Annotated in this window: 22 protein-coding genes and 2 pseudogenes; 14 read left to right on the plus strand and 10 right to left on the minus strand. The window is 55.4% G+C overall.

The features are described from left to right. Positions 1-8: 8 nt before the first annotated feature. From Q4A85_RS13215 to recO, 7 genes and pseudogenes are all read left to right on the plus strand, one after another. Positions 9-194: pseudogene (locus Q4A85_RS13215) on the plus strand (hypothetical protein); the annotation flags it as partial. 993 nt (positions 195-1,187) lie between these two features. Further along, positions 1,188-1,808, plus strand: a complete 621-nt coding sequence (locus Q4A85_RS03275) for a phage tail protein (protein ID WP_303107732.1) — start codon at positions 1,188-1,190, stop codon at positions 1,806-1,808. Between the two features lie 3 nt (positions 1,809-1,811). Further along, positions 1,812-2,270 (plus strand): hypothetical protein, encoded by a 459-nt coding sequence (locus tag Q4A85_RS03280; RefSeq protein WP_303107733.1) that lies wholly within the window; start codon positions 1,812-1,814, stop codon positions 2,268-2,270. 164 nt (positions 2,271-2,434) lie between these two features. Continuing rightward, positions 2,435-2,581, plus strand: coding sequence for a Com family DNA-binding transcriptional regulator (locus Q4A85_RS03285; protein ID WP_303107734.1), 147 nt, complete (start codon positions 2,435-2,437; stop codon positions 2,579-2,581). Positions 2,582-2,668: 87 nt separating this feature from the next. Beyond that, positions 2,669-3,511 carry a DNA cytosine methyltransferase gene (locus Q4A85_RS03290; protein ID WP_303107735.1) on the plus strand — a complete coding sequence of 281 codons (843 nt, stop codon included), beginning with the start codon at positions 2,669-2,671 and terminating at the stop codon, positions 3,509-3,511. 93 nt (positions 3,512-3,604) lie between these two features. After that, on the plus strand, positions 3,605-4,441 hold the full coding sequence (locus tag Q4A85_RS03295; protein WP_303107736.1) for a hypothetical protein: 837 nt from the start codon (positions 3,605-3,607) through the stop codon (positions 4,439-4,441). A gap of 357 nt (positions 4,442-4,798) precedes the next feature. Then, positions 4,799-5,557 carry a DNA repair protein RecO gene (recO, locus tag Q4A85_RS03300; protein WP_303107737.1) on the plus strand — a complete coding sequence of 253 codons (759 nt, stop codon included), beginning with the start codon at positions 4,799-4,801 and terminating at the stop codon, positions 5,555-5,557. 222 nt (positions 5,558-5,779) lie between these two features. On the opposite strand, the gene Q4A85_RS03305 is transcribed toward recO, so the two are convergent. The 5 genes from Q4A85_RS03305 to Q4A85_RS03325 all read right to left on the minus strand — a co-directional run bounded on the left by Q4A85_RS03305 (position 5,780) and on the right by Q4A85_RS03325 (position 9,079). Continuing rightward, positions 5,780-5,920 (minus strand): entericidin A/B family lipoprotein, encoded by a 141-nt coding sequence (locus Q4A85_RS03305; RefSeq protein ID WP_303107738.1) that lies wholly within the window; start codon positions 5,918-5,920, stop codon positions 5,780-5,782. A 127-nt stretch (positions 5,921-6,047) separates the two neighbouring features. Next, complete coding sequence (locus tag Q4A85_RS03310) at positions 6,048-7,262, minus strand: pyridoxal phosphate-dependent aminotransferase (protein WP_303107739.1); 1,215 nt, start codon at positions 7,260-7,262, stop codon at positions 6,048-6,050. Positions 7,263-7,619: 357 nt separating this feature from the next. Then, positions 7,620-8,654 carry a dihydroorotase gene (gene pyrC / locus Q4A85_RS03315; RefSeq protein ID WP_303107740.1) on the minus strand — a complete coding sequence of 345 codons (1,035 nt, stop codon included), beginning with the start codon at positions 8,652-8,654 and terminating at the stop codon, positions 7,620-7,622. A gap of 47 nt (positions 8,655-8,701) precedes the next feature. Continuing rightward, the gene (locus Q4A85_RS03320) at positions 8,702-8,890 is read right to left on the minus strand and encodes a hypothetical protein (RefSeq protein ID WP_303107741.1); all 189 of its coding nucleotides are present in this window, start codon (positions 8,888-8,890) and stop codon (positions 8,702-8,704) included. Between the two features lie 18 nt (positions 8,891-8,908). Then, complete coding sequence (locus tag Q4A85_RS03325) at positions 8,909-9,079, minus strand: hypothetical protein (RefSeq protein ID WP_303107742.1); 171 nt, start codon at positions 9,077-9,079, stop codon at positions 8,909-8,911. Positions 9,080-9,152: 73 nt separating this feature from the next. Here Q4A85_RS03325 and Q4A85_RS03330 point away from each other — a divergent pair, with 73 nt between their 5' ends. The 3 genes from Q4A85_RS03330 to Q4A85_RS03340 are packed head-to-tail and all read left to right on the plus strand — an operon-like array spanning position 9,153 to position 13,090. Beyond that, complete coding sequence (locus tag Q4A85_RS03330; protein WP_303107743.1) at positions 9,153-12,722, plus strand: DUF2339 domain-containing protein; 3,570 nt, start codon at positions 9,153-9,155, stop codon at positions 12,720-12,722. A 46-nt stretch (positions 12,723-12,768) separates the two neighbouring features. Then, positions 12,769-12,906 (plus strand): hypothetical protein, encoded by a 138-nt coding sequence (locus Q4A85_RS03335; RefSeq protein WP_303107744.1) that lies wholly within the window; start codon positions 12,769-12,771, stop codon positions 12,904-12,906. Position 12,907: 1 nt separating this feature from the next. Next, entirely contained in the window at positions 12,908-13,090 is a 183-nt protein-coding gene (locus tag Q4A85_RS03340) for a hypothetical protein (RefSeq protein ID WP_303107745.1), read from the plus strand. Positions 13,091-13,115: 25 nt separating this feature from the next. Here the strand turns inward: Q4A85_RS03340 and Q4A85_RS03345 are convergent, their stop codons facing one another. Together Q4A85_RS03345 and Q4A85_RS03350 are read right to left on the minus strand one after the other, a co-directional pair. After that, entirely contained in the window at positions 13,116-13,313 is a 198-nt protein-coding gene (locus tag Q4A85_RS03345; protein WP_303107746.1) for a hypothetical protein, read from the minus strand. Between the two features lie 12 nt (positions 13,314-13,325). Beyond that, on the minus strand, positions 13,326-13,763 hold the full coding sequence (locus Q4A85_RS03350; protein ID WP_303107747.1) for a hypothetical protein: 438 nt from the start codon (positions 13,761-13,763) through the stop codon (positions 13,326-13,328). 276 nt (positions 13,764-14,039) lie between these two features. On the opposite strand from Q4A85_RS03350, the gene Q4A85_RS03355 reads away from it, so the two are divergent. Beyond that, positions 14,040-14,186 (plus strand): hypothetical protein, encoded by a 147-nt coding sequence (locus Q4A85_RS03355; RefSeq protein WP_303107748.1) that lies wholly within the window; start codon positions 14,040-14,042, stop codon positions 14,184-14,186. A gap of 80 nt (positions 14,187-14,266) precedes the next feature. On the opposite strand, the gene Q4A85_RS03360 is transcribed toward Q4A85_RS03355, so the two are convergent. Continuing rightward, a complete protein-coding gene (locus Q4A85_RS03360) occupies positions 14,267-14,662 on the minus strand; it encodes an RNA-binding S4 domain-containing protein (RefSeq protein WP_303107749.1) in 396 nt (131 codons plus the stop codon). Positions 14,663-14,765: 103 nt separating this feature from the next. Here Q4A85_RS03360 and Q4A85_RS03365 point away from each other — a divergent pair, with 103 nt between their 5' ends. Together Q4A85_RS03365 and Q4A85_RS03370 are read left to right on the plus strand one after the other, a co-directional pair. Beyond that, positions 14,766-15,419, plus strand: a complete 654-nt coding sequence (locus Q4A85_RS03365) for a YbaN family protein (RefSeq protein ID WP_303107750.1) — start codon at positions 14,766-14,768, stop codon at positions 15,417-15,419. Continuing rightward, positions 15,412-15,549, plus strand: a complete 138-nt coding sequence (locus Q4A85_RS03370) for a hypothetical protein (protein ID WP_303107751.1) — start codon at positions 15,412-15,414, stop codon at positions 15,547-15,549. Before Q4A85_RS03365 ends, Q4A85_RS03370 begins: the two co-directional genes overlap by 8 nt. Positions 15,550-15,901: 352 nt before the next feature. Here Q4A85_RS03370 and Q4A85_RS03375 read toward each other — a convergent pair whose 3' ends face one another. Together Q4A85_RS03375 and Q4A85_RS03380 are read right to left on the minus strand one after the other, a co-directional pair. Beyond that, on the minus strand, positions 15,902-16,606 hold the full coding sequence (locus Q4A85_RS03375) for a 5'-methylthioadenosine/adenosylhomocysteine nucleosidase (RefSeq protein WP_303107755.1): 705 nt from the start codon (positions 16,604-16,606) through the stop codon (positions 15,902-15,904). Between the two features lie 11 nt (positions 16,607-16,617). Further along, positions 16,618-17,097, minus strand: coding sequence for an S-ribosylhomocysteine lyase (locus tag Q4A85_RS03380; protein ID WP_303107752.1), 480 nt, complete (start codon positions 17,095-17,097; stop codon positions 16,618-16,620). 503 nt (positions 17,098-17,600) lie between these two features. On the opposite strand from Q4A85_RS03380, the pseudogene Q4A85_RS03385 reads away from it, so the two are divergent. Beyond that, a pseudogene (locus Q4A85_RS03385) lies at positions 17,601-18,063 on the plus strand (hypothetical protein); the annotation flags it as partial.

The raw sequence follows: 18,063 nt of genomic DNA on the forward strand, positions 1-18,063 counted from the left end.
GATAGACCATGTTTCCGATAGAAACCCAAGACAACGAATTTCACGATGGCAACGGCACCACCGAGCTGGGCACCATTTTGCCGGCGTGGTGGTTAAACCAAGTGCAAGCCGAGATGATGGAAGTGGTGCGCGCAGGCGGCTTAACCCCCAACAAGGCGCAACGCAATCAAATGCTGGCCGCCCTGAAAAAACTGATGAACGATGCCACCAACCCCGCCACGCTTTCAGGCGATACCGAGAACCAAGCAGCGAATGGTGCAACAGGGCATACGCATAAGATTGAGCGCGCCACCGACACGCTGGCAGGCGTGGTTAGGCTCATCGACGCGCTCAACAGCAATGATACCACCGCCGCTTTATCCGCCGCGCAGGGCAAGGTGCTTGCCGAGAGCAAGCTGGACGGCAACAGCGGCGTTACTTTATCCACTAACCAGACCATTACGGGTTATAAAGATTTTGCACAGGGGCTTAATTCGGGCGCACCGATTAAAGTCGAGTACGCCAACGATTGGGTGGGCTTTATCGCCAACCAGCCTACCGAGGGCAAAAACATCTTTTTTGACGCTTATGTGGGCAACGTGCCGCGCGGCGGGATGCAGGTGGTGTCGGACGGCAACGGGCAGTACAGCCTGCGCTTTTCGGTTACGCCGCCGGGCGCGACCAACGTCGACCGCCGCACCCACGGCATGAGCGTTTATGACAACTCGGTATGGACTAGGGCGTATGGCTGGCTGCACGAGGGCTTTGTGCGCAGCGGCGTAGGGCACCGCCAAAACGCAGGGCATCAGGTAAAGATTGGTTGGAGCGGCGACCGCCTGAAAGCCACGGTAGACAGCACGGATTTGGGCGATTTTGTGTTTGACGGGCATTTTGCTAGCAATTCGTTCGGGCAAAACGGCTATCAGCGTTTGCCGGGCGGGCTGATACTGCAATGGGGCAGATTAAAGGTGCAGGGCGACGGTTTTTACAGGGTATGGATGCCCATCTCCTTTCCCAACGCCAACCTTAACGCGCAGGCGACCATTTCCATCGGCGGCGCGGTGCAGGGCAATAACGTAGCATCGGCGCATGTGGCTTGGCTGGAAAACAGCTCCATCCATGTGGGATTTTCGGAAAACGGCACGTTTGGCGAGCAGGAATTGTTTTGGTTTGCCATCGGACATTGATGTTTTTACGGGAGATTAACCATGATTTATTACTCGCACAGCGCGCAGGCGTTTTTTGACGACCAAATCCACAGCGCGGCGCAGATACCCGAGGACGCGCAGGCAATTGATGCGCAGCAACATCGAGCCTTGCTGGATGCGCTGAACACAGGGGCGCACATTGGCGCGGATTTATCCATTATCCCGCGCCCATCGCCTGCCCATACATGGAATGGCAAAACATGGGTGTTGGATACAGCCAAACAAGCCGAAGCGGAAAAAACGGCGTTTCAAGCTGCCCAAGCGGCAAAACTGGCGGAACTTGCCGACGCAGCGCAGGCGTTTGTGGATAAGTACGCCAAAACCGATATTGTCCCCGCCTTTGAGCAGGAAACGTGGGCGATGCAGGGCGCGGAAGCGCGGGCTTGGGCGGAGGACGACAACGCGCCTACGCCTGTGTTAGACGGCATCGCCAAGCATCGCGGCATTGACCGCATCACGCTGATTCGCGCGGCGTTGCGCAAGACGCAGCAATATGAAACGCTGGCAGCGGGCGTGGCGGGGCAGCGGCAGGCGTTGCAGGTGCGGATTGAGCGCGCCAAAACGCAGGATGATTTGGCGGCGATTGAGCTTGCTTTCAGGCTGCCTGAAATGGGAGGTTAGGCGATGACGCGGGTTTATTTGGCTTTGTATAAAGGGCGAAAACGGCTGATGGATTGGACGGTGCGAACCGCTACGCGCGGGCAGTATTCGCATTGCGAAATTGCAGTGAAGCATGATTTTACCGATACCTATCATTGCTATTCTGCCAGCGCACGCGATGGCGGGGTGCGCAGTAAACGAATGCTGTTGCCTGCTGATAAATGGGATTTGCTGGAAATCCGCGATGTGGAGGCGCATGAGAAAGTTTGGGCTTTGTATCAAGCCACGCAAGGGGCGAAATATGATTATTTGGGCGCGTTGGGCGTGGTGTTGCCGATACGCCAAGCAACGCAGCGGTGGTTTTGCTCGGAGTGGTGCGCTAAGGCATTAGGGCTGGGGCAGCCTGAAAGGTTTAGCCCGAGCCGACTTGCTCACTGCCTTTCGGACGGCGTTTTGAATATAGGCGCGGTGTGCAAAAAATAGAAAACCCCCGTTAAAAAACGGGGGAATGCTAAAAAAGTACGGCAGGAACGTGGGTGCGCTAGGAACACACCCACGCCCCCTTGCCAAAGCAGATAGTCCCTGCATTAGCCGCCGTAGCCCTCGAGGGCGGGCGGATTGTAAACCAAAACACAGGAATCTGCACAATGAATACAAACGAGAAAACAGAACACACATCAACCGAATTGCGCTGTCAATCATGCCGCCGCAAACTGGGCGAAATCGCAGGCAAATATCGCCTTGCCGTAAAGTGCCCACGCTGCAAGCAATTCAATCACTTTCAGGCAGCCTGAAACATCAAAATCTAAACTTCTTTTGAGCATCCATAAGAATGCCTTTTAGCTGAACGCCTGCGAGCGTCTGTATTTTGAAAGGACACTATGGATGCTCAATCTCAATCAATCCAACCAACCCAACAGCCCACAATCGGCAGCCTGTTCGCCGGCATCGGCGGATTTGACCTCGGCTTTGAGCAAGCAGGTTTCACAACCAAATGGCAAGTGGAAATCAACGACACCTGCCGTGCCGTGCTCGCCGACCGCTTCCCACACGCCCAACAGTTTACCGACGTGCGCACCTGCCTGCCCGACTTATCGCCGGTTGACGTTATCGTCGGCGGATTCCCCTGTCAAGACGTTTCCATTGCAGGCAAACGGCGCGGACTTGCAGGCAAACGCACAGGCTTGTTCTTTGATGCGCTCCACATCGTGGATAGCCTTAAACCCCGCTGGGTTGTGCTGGAAAACGTTACGGGACTGCTCAATAGCAACGCTGGCCAAGACTTTCAAACAGTCATCCAGTCCCTTGCCGAATGCGGGTATTTGGGCGCATGGCGCGTGCTTAATGCTGCATATTTCGGAGTCCCCACAAAACGCCGTCGCGTATTCATGGTCGCTGGACTGGGAGAGTTGCCCCCAGCCGAGTTTATGGCTGACACCGCACCAGTTGGAATGCTGGCGCAAACGCGCGACCCACAACGGCAAGAACCCCACGCTACTTTGCTGGCCGGCATCGGCGCATCAGGGATTGACCGAGCGGGTTCGGACATCATCGTTGTGCGAAACGGACGGGGTGCGATGGTTGAGCGGGCGCGAGCGGCTGCAAATCATGGGCTTTGCCTCGGACTGGATGAGATCAACGCTGCGGAAGCTCGGGCTGCGGGCAACGCCGTCTGTCCGCCGGTTGCGCGCTGGATTGCCGAAAAGCTGATTCAGACGTTTTAAGCAGTTTCAGGCTGCCTGAAAGCCGTAAAACCCCGTTTAAATATCCTTTAAAAACAGAGTGCCTTTGAGTGCCGAACATACCCAAAGGCACACATGAAAACCTACAAAAAAGCACCCTTGCCCTTTATCGGGCAAAAGCGCAATTTCCTAAAACACTTTATCCCGCTGCTGCAACAAAACATCCCTGATGACGGCGCAGGCTGGACAATTGTGGACGTGTTTGGCGGCAGCGGCTTGCTGGCGCATACCACCAAACGCACCCTGCCCAAGGCGCGCGTGGTTTACAACGACTTTGACGGCTACGCCGAGCGCCTGCTCCATATTGCCGACACCGAGAGACTGCGCCGACAATGCCTTGCCATTGTAGGCACAGCGGGCAAAGATAACCGGTTAAGCGATGACACCAAAGCCTGCCTGATTGCAGAGATTGAGACATTTAACAGCTTTGTGGACGTGCAAACGCTGGCAAGCTGGTTTCTGTTCAGCGGCAAACAAGCCAAAGACTGGGCAGATTTAAAAAGCAAAATCTGGTGGAACGGCATTGCCAAATCACCCTATGCCGAAGCAGCAGACTACTTAGACGGCTTGGAAATCCGCCATCAATGCTTTACCAAGCTGCTGCCCGAATGTGCAGGGCAGACTAAAACCCTGCTACTGCTTGACCCGCCCTACGTCTCCACTGCACAAGGCGCATACGCCAACGAGCAATATTTCGGTATGGTGCAGTTTCTCAAACTGGCAGATAAGATTAAGCCGCCTTTCGTATTTTTCAGCAGCACCAAAAGCGAGCTGCCCGCTTATGTGGATTACGTTTGCAGCACTAAGACGGGCAACTGGCAGGCGTGGAAAGATTGCCAAAAAGTGGTTGTCAATGCACAGCTGAATTATCAGACTGCGTATGAAGACAATATGCTTTGGACGTTTGACTAAGCTGGCTTTTTGAGCATAGGTTAAGCCAAAATAATAGCCTGCAAGTGAATATGCTTGCAGGCTGATTTAAATGCAAAAGGTTTTGACGCGGAGATAAAGGCAGTTTGTAAAAGGTGGTGTCATTTGATGCAAAAGGCGGCGGCGGTTTACACAAGGTTGGACACCTTGCAAGCATTTTTAACGCAGTAGCCGCGTTTTTAGGGCATAAAAGATGCCTATGCAAATAATGAATACAGGTTCTCAATGTGTTGCGGGTTTTTGGGGCGGGTAAAGTTTGGTTAGGCAGCCTGAAAAGGCTGTTTTGGGTTTTCAGGCTGCCTAATCTATAATCCGCGCTTTTGTTGTGAGGGTGTGGGTATGTCTAGCCGTGTGAATCATCAAACGATTTTTTTGCTGACGACGTTGCCGTGGCGCGAGAATAGCTTGCGCGTGGAAGCGTTTAGCCGCGATTTTGGGCGGGTGTCGCTGCTGGCGCGCAGTGCGCGGTCGCGTGGCTCGGAGTTGCGCGGGGTGTTGCTGCCGTTTGTGCCGATTTCGGTGTCTTGGTTTGGCAAGGAAGAGTTGAAAACGGTGCATCGGGCGGAATGGCGCGGCGGCTGGGCGCAACCGAGTGGGCAGCGGTTGATGAGTGCTTTGTATGTGAACGAGTTGGTGCTGAAATTGACGGTGCGGGAAGATGGGCAGCCTGAATTGTTTGCGGCGTTGCAGGATGTGCTGCGGGCGATTTGCACGGCGCGGGCGTTTGCCAGCGCGTTGCGTTGCTTTGAGTGGCGTTTGCTGGCGTTGCTGGGCTTTGCGCCTGATTGGGAGCGTGATGCGGATGGGCGGCGCGTGGCAGCGGATGGGTGGTATGCGGTGCAGCCTGAATTGCCTGTTCAGGCGGTGGATGAGCGCGATGCGGATAGTTGGGGCGATGCGGTGGTGGTGCGCGGGGATGTGTTGTTGGCGTTGGGCGCGGGGGATGAAAACGCGGCGCTGGATTGGGCGAGCGCGCGGGCGGTAACGCGCCTGCTGTTGGATTTCAGGCTGCCTGATGAGATGCACAGCCGCAAGGTGTTGCAGCAGTTGAGTGGGTTGAAAGCTGTGTTGGGCGCGGGCGGGATGGGGACAGCCTGAAACGGGTGTTCGCGTGGGGTGCACTTCTGTTGCACGCCATATTAAACACTGGCTAAACGGTGCGTGGCAGAGCCATACACCCTACGACAACTGTTTCAGGTTGCCTTGGCGTGGTCGTTAGCAAAAGGCAGCCTGAAACCGCTAAACCACCGCCATACCAAACAAAATCGCCCAAGCGATAAAACTTGGGCGATTTTGCGTTTGCGAACTGCTTGGAAATGTTTACATTTTTTCTTTCACATCTTGCGCGGCATTGCTTACGGCGTTGCCTGCTGCGCTCACATCTTTACCTGCGCCTGAAATGGTGTTGCAAGCGGAAAGGGCAAGCATGGATGTGATGGCGATGAGTACGAGTTTTTTCATGGTTGGTCTCCTAAAAGATTGGGTTAATGCAGCAAGTTGGCTGCGTGCGCATCATACTGCGTTTTGCGGGGTGGGCGCAATTGGTTTGACTGCGCTGCCCCGCGCCGCATAAGCAGCCTGAAAACGTTTACTGGCGATAGCCGTGCAAGAAGCGGGCTAGGCGGCTGATGGCTTCTTCAATTTGCTCTTTGTGTGGCAGCGTAACCACACGGAAGTGGTCGGGGCTGGGCCAGTTGAAGCCTGTGCCTTGCACAATCAGCACTTTTTCTTGCGCAAGAAAATCGCGGGCAAATTTCACATCGTCGTGGATGTTGAATTTTTTGGTGTCCAGTTTGGGGAACACGTAGAGCGCGCCCTTGGGTCGCACGCAGCTTACGCCGTCAATATCGTTGAGCATTTCGGCGGCGGAAATGCTTTGGTCGTAGAGCCGCCCCCCAGGGACGATAAGGTCGTCAATGCTTTGGTAGCCATTTAATGCGGCGGAAATGCCGTATTGCATGGGGGTATTGACGCAAAGGCGCATGGAAGATAGGGTGTTTACCCCGTCAATAAAGCCGCTGGCGGCGGATTTGTTGCCTGTAAACACCATCCAGCCTTGGCGGAAGCCTGACACGCGGTAGGCTTTGGATAAGCCGTTGAAGGTTACGCAGAATACATCGGGGGCGAGCGTGGCGATGTGGTGGTGAACCGCGCCATCGTAAACGATTTTTTCGTAGATTTCGTCGGCGAAAATCATCAGTTTGTGCTGGCGGGCAACTTCAACGATTTCTTGCAGCACTTCTTTGCTGTACACCGCGCCTGTGGGGTTGTTGGGGTTGATGATGACGATGGCTTTGGTTTTATCGCTGATTTTGGATTTGATGTCGGCGATGTCGGGCACCCAATCGGCGGCTTCGTCGCACAGATAATGGCGCACTTTGCCGCCTGAAAGCGTGGCGGCGGCTGTCCACAGCGGATAGTCGGGCGCGGGGATGAGTATTTCATCGCCATCGTTGAGCAGGGCTTGCATGGTCATCAAGATAAGCTCGGACACGCCGTTGCCGATGTAAATATCGTTGACATCTACATCTGGAAAATGGCGCGCTTGGTAGTATTGCACGATGGCTTGGCGTGCGCTCAACAGCCCTTTACTGTCGCAATAGCCTTGCGAAGTGGCTAGATGGCTGATGATGTCTTTGACGATTTCTTCGGGGGCTTCAAAACCGAACGGAGCGGGGTTGCCGATATTGAGTTTGATGATTTGATGCCCTGCGGCTTCCATTTTCATGGCTTCTTGCATCACAGGACCGCGAATTTCGTAACGAACGTTTTCTAGACGATGGGATTTGGGGAATTGTTCCATTGTTGCGCTCCGTTTGTTAATAGTGGTTAAGAAGAAGTAAGGAAATGATAATGTACTCTATTTTTCGGGACTTGGGAAGTGGGTTTTGCTGGGGCAGCCTGAAAATTAGAACCTGTATTCATTATTTGCATAGGCAGATTTGATGACATAAAAGCGTGGATACAAGGCAAAAAGCACAGCAAGGTTGAACACCTTGCGCGCATTTTTAACGCGGTAGCCGCGTTTTTAGGGCATAAAAGATACCTATGGAAATAGTGAATACAGGTTCTTAATTGGGGGTGGTTTTCAGGCTGCCTTATTGGGTTAGGCGATTTGGCGACGAGCCGTCGCCGCTCCATTTTTCAGGCTGCCTTATGCTTACGCCACCAGCGTCCAGCGCAAGGTTTCGCCTGCGCACATCGGCACAACGCGCGCGTCGCCAAAGGCAAAGCTCTCGGGCACGCGCTGCTCGCGTTTTTCTAGCGTGATGGTGCGGGTGTTTTCAGGCTGCCCATAAAAGCGTGCGCCGTTTTGGCTGGCAAAGGCTTCTAGTTTGTGCAACGCGCCTGCGTCTTCAAAAATTTGCGCGTAGAGCTCTATGGCGTGCGCTGCGCTGAACATTCCTGCGCAGCCGCAGGCGTTTTCTTTGGCGGCTTGGGCGTGGGGTGCGGAGTCGGTGCCGAGAAAGAATTTGTGCGATTGCTCGCCCATCACGGCGTTGATTAGGGCTTGGCGGTGGCGTTCGCGTTTGATAATCGGCAGGCAGTAAAAATGCGGGCGCACTCCGCCCACCAGCAGATGATTGCGGTTGTACATTAAATGTTGCGGGGTAATGGTGGCGGCGATGTTGCCGCCCGCTTGGCACACGAGCTGGGCGGCTTCGGCAGTGGTAATGTGTTCAAACACGATTTTGAGCTGCGGCACTTGCGCCATGATGGGCTGCATCACGCGCTCAATAAAGGCGGCTTCGCGGTCAAAGATGTCAATGCTGGGGTCGGTTACTTCGCCGTGGGCAAGCAGCAGGATGTTTTGCGCCGCCATTTCGTGCAACACGGGCAGCAGTTTGAATAGGTCGGTTACGCCGCTGTCGGAGTTGGTGGTTGCGCCTGCGGGGTAGAGCTTGAAGGCGACGATGCCTGCGGCTTTGGCTTGGCGCACCAGCTCGGGCGTGGCGTGGTCGGTGAGATAGAGCGACATCAGTGGCTCAAATGGGTTGCCCTGCGGCACGGCAGCCTGAATTTCGGCGCGGTAGGCAAGGGCTTGTGCTACGGTGGTAATGGGCGGTTTTAGGTTGGGCATCACGAGTGCGCGCGCCATTTGGCGGGCGGTGTGTGGCACAACGGAGCGCAGGGCTGCGCCATCGCGAAAGTGGACGTGGAAGTCGTCGGGCTGGATGATGGTTAGGGTTTGCATGGGGGTTCCTTTGGGGTTGGGCGTTTTGGGGGTGGGTTGGGTGGGTTTCAGGCTGCCTTTTGAGTTGGGGGCGATTTTAGCAATTTGCGCGGGGGGTGTTGGGGGGATTTTTTTGTGTTGTGGGGTGGGAGTGTGTTTAATCGGTTTTCAGGCTGCATTTGGGGGAATGGGCAGCCTGAAAATAAACCTAGCCCATTTTCAGGCTGCCTTGAACGGCGTGCGCAGCCAAGCTGCACATCCTACTTGTGTCGTTATTATTTGGCGTGGCTGGTTGGATTGGGTTGTTTGGCGACGAGCCGTCGCCGCTCCATTTGCGGCAGCTTGAAACCTTTGCAAAACGCCAGCAGCAGCCTGAAAAATTGAGTGTGTAGGGTGGGCAACTTGCTTGCCCACCATGGTGATAGCGTTAACGTTTTGGTGGGCAAGTGAATTGCCCACCCTTACATTTGGCGTTTTCAGGTTGCCTCAATCATTCCCCAAAGGCAGCCTGAAAATGGCGTGCGGATATTTTGGCTGATGATAAATGCCATCCTATTTCATCCAACATTGGGCAACGAGCCATCGCCACTCCATCGGCTATTTGGTTTTGCAAAGGTTTCAGGCTGCCTAACCCCCCTGTTTATCGCTATAATCGCGTTCAATTCTCATCAAAAAGAACAGGCGGCTGCCATGAATTTTTTGTTGTTTGTTGTCGTGCCTACGCTGATTGTGTGCGCGATGACGCATTACAGTGCTGGCGTGGAAGCGTTTTTGATTTTGTGCGCGGCATGGCTGCATCATCGGGCGCGCGACAAGCAGCAGGAGCAAGCGCGTAAGCAGCAAGACAACAAGCTGCGCGATTTGCAAAACGAGTTGGACATTTTGCACCAGCGCATCAATCAGCAAAATCAAACGATTCAAACCTTGCTGGGGCAGCCTGAAAACGCCATCACGCGGGACGCTACTGGGCAGCCTGAAAATCATTTGGCGACCGATTTATCGGCAACCACCGCAAGCGCAACCCTACGGCAGCCTGAAAGCCATTTAACCGTGTCGCGGGAAACCGCAAGGCAGCCTGAAACGCAGCCCGCGCCTGCTGCCATCCAGCAAACGGTTCAGCAAACCATTCATACGCCCGAACCCCTTGGGCAGCCTGAAAATCAAGACAACGAATTTAACCTAGACGCGCCGGGCAACCGCCCCGCCGTCGCCCCATCCCTTGCTCAATCTACGGCGCAACCCGCGTCCCCATCCCATCGGCAGCCTGAAACGGCAATTGCCGCCGAAACACCTGTTCCCACGCAAACCACCGCGCATCAACCCGCCAAGCATCGACAGCCTAAACCCGCCGACCAGCCCAGCGAACCCGCCGAACCCAACCCGCTTATCGCGTGGTTTGTGGGCGGCAATCCGCTGTTGAAAATCGGCGTGGTGGTGCTGTTTTTTGGCTTGGCGTTTTTGCTGCGCTATGTGGGCAGCCATTTGCCTTTGTGGCTCAAATATTTGGCGGCGTTTGGCGCGGGCGTGGCGGCGGCGGCGGGGGGCGAAAAATTGCGCGCGCAAAACCGCGAATACGGCTTGGTGCTGCAAGGATTTGGCTTTGCCGTTATGTATTTAACCGCGCTGGCGGCGTTGAAATGGCATCATCTGATGCCTGCGGCGATGGTGTTCGCCGTAATGCTGGGCGCGGTGGCGTTGATGGCGGCGTTGGCGATGCGGCGCGATGCCAAAATCATGGCGCAAGTGGCGTTAATCGGCGGCTTGGCTGCACCTGTTTTAACTTCGGATGGCTCGGGCAACTATTTGGTTTTGTTTAGTTATTTGGCGTTGCTCAACACGGCGGTGGCGTGGATTGCGTGGCACAAGGCGTGGCGCGATTTGAACATCACGGGCTTTGTGGGCACGTTTGCCATCGCGCTCTCTTGGGGGATGCGCGACTACACGGCGGCGCATTTTGCCCGCACCGAGCCGTTTTTGCTGTATCACTGGCTGCTTTACACGGCGGTGGCGTGCTTTTTTGCGCGGCAAACGCTGGCGCACGAGCCGTTTTCAGGTAGCCTGAAACGCATTCCGAACGATGCGCCGTTGCAGCGCATTATGGAGACGTTTGCCGCCTATGCCAGCCATATTCGCGGCTTGGACAGCACGCTGCTGTTTGGCACGGCTATTACGGCGTTTTCCATGCAATATCAAATGGTTGAATATTGGCAACACGCGGCGGCGGCTTCGGCGGTGGGCTTTGCGGCGGTGTATGCGGGTTTTGCGCTGTGGTTTGCGCAGCAGGGCGATGATTTTGCCGTGATGAAACAGGCGTTTGCGGCGTTGTCGCTGCTGTTTGTTACGCTGGCGGTTCCGCTGGAATGGGATGGCGCGTGGACGGCGAGCGCGTGGGCGTTGGAAGCGGCGTTGGTGTACGTTTTTGGCATGAAGCTGCGCCAGCCGCACACGCGCTTGGCGGCGTTGGTGGTGTTTGTGTTGGCGGCGGTGGCGCAGTTGGGCGAGTGGAAGCTGTTCCCGCACGGCAGCGATACGCTGATGGGCGGTTCGCTGTGGAGCACGCTGTGGCTGATGGGCGGCGGCGCGGCGATGGCGTGGACATGGTTTAGGCAGCCTGAAAAGCTGGCGGCGTGGGAAAACGGTTTTCAGGCTGCCGTGCAGGCGTTGGCGTTGGCAAATGCGGTGGCGTTGCCGATGATGCTGTTTGCCGAAACAGGCACGGCGTATGCGATGGCGGCGTACACGCTGGCGTTGGCGGCGGCGCAGTTTCGCCATCAGAACAAGGTGTTGTCGGTGTTTGCAGTGGGCACGGGCTGGTGGGGGATGCTGCTGGCGGCGGGGGCGAGCGACAGCGGTGTGTTGCAATTAACGGCGGCGGTGTTGGTGTTGGCGGCGGCGTTTTTGTTGCACAAGAGCCGTTGGCAGCCTGAAAACGGGGTTACGCCAAATGGGTTTATGCTAAACGCGGCGGCGGGCTGGGCGTTGCTGCCGTTTGCCGCGCTGCTGGCGATGGCGGGCGAAAACCTGCTGTTGCCGCTGGCCGCGCCGCCGTCTTATGGGTCTGATTTTGAAGTGTGGTGGTTGGTGTCTTATTGGGCGATGTGGTGGCTGGTGTGGCTGCCGCTGCTGGCGGTATCGCGCTGGGGCAAGTGGACGCAGGGTTTGCAAACCTGCGCGGTGGCGGGCTGGGTGTATGCGTGTTTGCTGTTTAACGCGATGGATAATGGGCAGGTTTATGCGCCCGTTGCCAAAACGCTGACTTTGGCGATGATGACGGCGGTATCGCTGCGGGCGATGACGTGGCAGCCGACGTGGCAGCCTGAAAAGCTGCGCCGCAGCGTGGCGTGGCACAGCATGGCGTTGGCGGTGTTTGGCTTGATGTGGACGATTTGGCTGGGCAGGCTGGGCGAGCAGTATGCCAGCGGGGTGTGGGCGCAATGGGCGCAGTTGGCTGTGCCGATGCTGCTGTGGTGCGCGTTTACGGCGTGGCGCAACCATCCGCGCTTGCAGCCGCGCGCGGTGTATTGGCAATGGGGCAGCTTGGCGGCGGCGGCTTCGGCGGTGCTGTGGCTGCTGACGGCAAACTGGGTTGCGCCGCGCGAAAGCGGGCTGCCGTATCTGCCGCTGCTGAACCCGCTGGAATTGGCAACGGCGGCGATTGTGTGGCAGGCGTGGCGTTGGTGCGCTCTGTGGCTACCTGAATTTGCGCCCGATGCGAAAAAGCTGCGGATTGCGCTGCCATCGGCGTTGGCGTTGTTTGCGGTGAGCGCGCTGGTGATGCGCGTGTGGCACAAGTATGACGGCGTGGCGTGGCGGCTGCGCGATTTGCTGGCTTCGTTCGGCTTGCAGGCGAGCTTGTCGATTGTGTGGGCTTTGCTGGCGATTGGCTTGATGGTGCGCGGCAATCAAAAGGCGGCGCGCGCGTTGTGGTTCACGGGCGCGGGGCTGATGGGCGTGGTGGTGGCGAAACTGTTTTTGGTGGAACTGGGCAACAGCGGCGGCGTGGCGCGGATTGTGTCGTTTATTGTGGTGGGGCTGTTGCTGCTGCTGGTGGGGTGGTTTGCGCCGATGCCGCCGAGGGAGGGGGAGTAGATGGGATTTCAGGCTGGCTTTTTTGAGAGAAATAGGCAGCCTGAAAATGGGATTTGGGCGTGGAGCGGTGAATGGGGTGGGTTTGATTGGGTATTTTGGCGACGAGCCATCGTTGTTCTATTTGAGGCAGCCTGAAATCGTTTACAGCGTTTCAGGCTGCTTTTTGTGTGATTGGGCAGCCTGAAATGGGGTTCAACGTCATCACAACGTGGAAATGGCATTTCAGGCTGCCTTTTTGCTCACCATGCGAACGGCGTGCGCAGCAAAGCTGCACACCCTACGCCGATTGCTTCGCCCTACCCTGTTTTAGCTTCGCAACCAGTAGGCAGCCTGAAAACCGTGCCAACACGTTTCAGGCTGCCTTTTGATACAGCTAGGGCGTTGCGAATCTGCCTAGATAAAACAATCATTAAATCGCCGTCCATCATTGGGCACATCCAGCCGTCCGTAGTAAGCAAGCATGGCGTTGGCTTGGGTGAGCTCTGCTGCTTTGGCTTGAAGCACCGCCGCTCGCCAGTCGCTGCGGGCAACTTTGTTGGCGAGAAAATCTTTTGGCGGCACGGCTTGCGCTTGCGGTGGGTAGGCTTGCAATCGTTCGGCATCCTATTCGCCGCCCAAGTCGTGCGCAAATGGGCTGGGGTTGCCGTTCAGATAGTTGGCAAATTCCGCCACGTTTTGTGGCACATCGCCTAGCCAAATGTGGACAAACTGGTTTTCTGTGCCATCTGCAACGATGCGGTCGTAGCCTTTTTTGCTGTTTAAGGCTCGGGCGGAGCGGTGGATAAGCTGCTCGGCTTCGGGCTTGTGTTCGTCATCCACATCGGTGTAATAGGCAAACAGCAGCAAGCCGTTTTCGGCGCGGTTGCCAAATACACTTTCGCGGTCGCATTGCTGCATGGCGGCAATCACGGCGTTTTCAAAATTGGCGCGGGCGGTGGCGTATGCGGTGTCGTCGCCTGTTGCTTCGGCGATTTTTTTCTGCTTCGTCCAGCCATTCCCAGCCCAAACGGTACAGCAGGCTTTGCTTGCCCGGCCAATCATCGCCATCGGGATTGGATGGCTGTATGGGCGTGCAATAGCACTTGGTTTGGTCTGTCCGCAGCGCATCCTGCAAAGCCCCGCCTTGTTGGCCTATATCTTCCTGCGAAATGCCGTCGGGCGTGGCGGCGTAAAAATCGGCAACAAAGCAAAAGAAAAATGCCGCCAGTTTCTCGCCGTGGGCGACAACTTGGTCGCGAATAGAGGGAAAGGCGCAGCGGATGCTGTCCGCCGCAGCGGCTTGCACTTGGGCAAAGTGGGGCATATTGTTTCCTTGGATTGGGTGGGTTTCGGGCTGCCTTTGCTAACGATGCAAACCGCGTGCACAGCAAGCTGCACACCCTACGCGCTGGGTTTCAGGCTGCCTATTTGCATGGGCTTTTTGGCGATGAGCCGTTGCCGCTTCATTTAAGGCAGCCTGCGTAGCGAAGCGGAGTTGCGAAGCTAAAACCATTTGCTTGCGCGTTTCAGGCTGCCTTTGTTTTGTTGAATGGGGGCGGGCGGGGTTACCAGCTATCGCGTTTCATTTTGTCTAGCTGGCGGCGGTCGCGTTTGGTGGGGCGACCGTCGGGATAGGCGGCGGTGATGCGGCTGGCTTGGTCTAGCAGCTTTTGCGCTTCGCGGTTTTGTGCGGTGGCTTCGTCTTCTTGATAGAGCAGCCGCGCTTCGGGCGCGGGGCGGCGTTGTTCGTTGAGCGCGAGCACGGTGAGTTTGTAGGGCAGCGAGTTCAGCGTTAAATCTATCACGTCGCCCACGGCGATGTATTTGCTGGTTTTGGCTTTTGCGCCGTTTACGCTGACGCGGTTGAGTTCAATTTGTTTTTGCGCCAGAGAGCGTGTTTTGAAAAAGCGGGCTGCCCAGAGCCATTTGTCTAGGCGCATGGTGGCGGGGGTGGGTTTCATGGGGATGTCCTTGTTGGCAGGTTGGATGGCGGTATTTTATCAGCCACAGGCGATGTTGGCGGCTTGGTATAATCGGCTTCTTTTGATTTTCAGGCTGCCTTGTATGGGTAATTTTTATGTTTGGGCGGTGGTGGGGCTGGTATTTGCGCCGTTGCTGCTGTTGGCTGCGATGCCGAAAAGTCGGTTGCGGGAGCTATGGCTGCGTGGTTATTTGGGAGTGTTGCTGATTGCTTCGGGGCTGGCGGGCTGTTTGTCGCTGTTGCTGCCGTTTGTGTTGCCGCCTGAATATGCGCATTTTGCGGAAGGCTGGCGGTTTTTTTCTGTGCTGTCGGCGTTGTTGTTGATGCTGTCGTCGGGCTTGGTGTTGCTGCTGCCGCCGAGCAATTTGAAAACGATGCTGACCAATGGTTTGCTGTGGCTGGCGGGGGCGGTGGCTTTGGTGTTGGCGGCGGTTGGGGCGGTGTTGCCTGTGATGCCGACTGTGCCGTTTTTGCTGGTTACGTTTACTTGCTGGGCGAAAGCGTCGCCGCGGTTTAAGGCTTGGCTGTATCGCCACCCGAAGTTTGGCAAGATGATGCGCGATTGGCAGGAGAAGCGGGCGATTCCGCGGCGGGGCAAGTATATGGCTTGGGGGATGATGTCGCTGTCGTGCGTGGGACTGCTGATTCGGTTTCCTGAACGGCTGTATGTGGGCGTGGGGGTGAGCGTGGTGTGTTTGTGCGTGGGGGTGTATATGGCGCGGTTTCCTGATGCGTGATGGGTTGGATAAAAGGCAGCCTGAAAACGAGAAATATCGTTTCAGGCTGCCTTTGTTGTTCTTGTTTGCAGGTAATTGTTCCCCGCCTGCGCCTGATAAAGGCAGCCTGAAACCTTTGCAAAACCTGTAACCAATAGAGCGTCGGCGGCTCGCCGACATTTTGTTAATAAACTAAGCCATGTTGAATCAACCATTTAGCGACGAGCCGTCGCCGCTCCATTTTAGATTTCAGGCTGTTGTTGAGGGTTTTGCAAAGGTTTCAGCCTGAAAACGCATTCTTCTCGTTTTCAGGCTGCCTTCTATTAGCAGTTACCACGATTTAGAATCTGTATTCATTATTTGCATAGGCAGATTTGATGACATAAAAGCGCGGATACAAGGCAAAAAGCACAGCAAGGTTGGACACCTTGCGAGCATTTTTAACGCGGTAGCCGCGTTTTTAGGGCATAAAAGATACCTATGAAAATAGTGAATACAGGTTCTTACAACTGCTTCACCAACTCCACCACCATCTGCGCCGAATGCTGCGCGGCGGTGGCGAGAAATTCGTCAAAGCTGATGCTCGCTTCGCTGTCTGCGCTATCGGAAATGGCGCGGATAATCACAACCGGTTTGTTCAGCTGATGGCACGTTTGCGCGATGGCGGCGGCTTCCATTTCCACCGCTTGCGGGCTGGCAAACTCGCGGCAGATGGTTTCAATGCTGAATGTGTCGTTGATAAACTGGTCGCCGCTCACAATCAAGCCTTGGCGGATGTGGGCAGCCTGAAACACTTGGGCGGCGCGTTCGGCGGCGTGCACTAAGCTGTGTTCGCTGGCGTAGCTGGCGGGCTGTTGCGGCACTTGCCCGATGGCGTAGCCAAACGCGGTTACATCCACATCGTGATGCGCCACTTGCGTGCCGATGACCACATCGCCCACTTGCAAGCCTTTGCCAATGCCGCCTGCGCTGCCTGTGTTGATGACGCAATCGGGCGAAAAATGCTCAATCACCAGCGTGGTGGCGATGGCGGCGTTTACCTTGCCGATGCCACTTTGGCACAGCACGATGTCTTTGCCGTGCAGCGTGCCCGTGTAGATGGTGGCGGCTTTGCCGAAGCTGTGCGTTTTCAGGCTGCCTAACAGCGTTTTCAAATGCGCCACTTCGGCTTCCATCGCGCCGATGATGGCGATGGTGTTGGCAACCAGCATCTCGCGGCTCATGCAAAAATCTCCGTCCACTCGCCGCGTTTATCCAGCAGATATTGCGCGATTTTTTGCGCGCCCTCTAGGCTGTGGCTCGCCGCCCAGCCGCATTGCACCACATTGCAAGCGGGCACTTCTTGCGCCACCACCACGTCTTTTAACGTGGCTTCAATCAAATCCAGCGCGTCTTGGTAATCGGGCACATTGAGCAGGGTTACATAAAACCCCGTTTGGCAACCCATCGGGCTGATGTCCACAATTTTGTCGCTATGATTGCGCGACAATTCCGCCATCAAATGCTCCAACGAATGCAGCGACGGCATTTCCATGTGGTCTTGATTGGGCTGGCACACACGCAAATCGTATTTATAAATGATGTCACCATGATTGCCATCGGTTACACACGCAAGACGCACATAAGGCGCTTTCACTTTGGTGTGATCCAGATTAAAACTTTCCACGTTCATGCGTTTTTCGGCGGTGATTTCAGTCATTGAGTAGTCCTTTTGAATAAGCTAGAAAAGGCGAATTTTACGCGAAAATATCGCATTCAGGCAGCCTGAAAACGAACGAAGTGAGTTTCGGCGAAGCCAAAACGCGCAAAAACCATTGCAAACAATTTACTTGGCTGATGGCTTAGATGCACCGCGTTTCAGGCTGCCTTTGCGCCCCCATTTTTGCCACAAGAATGGCATCAATTTTGCTCGTTTATTGGCAAACTGAGTGATTGAAACCTTTGCAAAACCCCAACAGCAGTCTGAAATCCAAAACGAAAAGGCGGCAGTTCACTGCAAAATATCTGATTAAACAGAGTGTTACTGATTTATCAAAATGTCGGCGAATCGCCGACATTCTATTGGTTGTAGGTTTTGCAAAGGTTTCTGATTAAACTATTTTTGTCATCAGTTCCAAGATTTATCCCCTTTTTTTGCACTTTTTTCCTTTACCCCTGCACTATTTCGGCAACCTGAAAACCAATATCCAAGAGAAAATCCAAATGAACAAAAAAACCATCGTCCTCGTGCTCATGAGCCTATTCGCACTCAACGCCTGCAACGAAGAAAAACCCAAAACCACACCCAACGATGAAAACAACGCCTCCACCCACCCCAATCTAATCAGCAATCGCAGCAGCCAAAACAACGGCAGCCATAACAACCAAAACAATGGCAACGACAATGGGCGCACAACGCACACGCCCAACCCCCAGCCTGCACCTAGCCCAGAGCCCAATCCAACGCCCAATTCACGTTCTAACGGCGTGATAGTTGATGCCAACAAGGCAAACATTGGCGGCAGCCACACCCCCATTGCACCCGAACCCAAGCCAACCCAATACAACGGCGGCATTATGATGAATGCGAACAAGCGCAAGCAGCCTGATGAGCATATTGCGCCTGTGCCAACGCCTGTTCCTACTTCAAAACCTGATTTGAAACCTGATCCAAAACCTGATCCGA

The sequence above is a fragment of the Kingella sp. (in: b-proteobacteria) genome (genome assembly GCF_030527935.1).
Taxonomy (GTDB): Bacteria; Pseudomonadota; Gammaproteobacteria; order Burkholderiales; family Neisseriaceae; genus Kingella_B.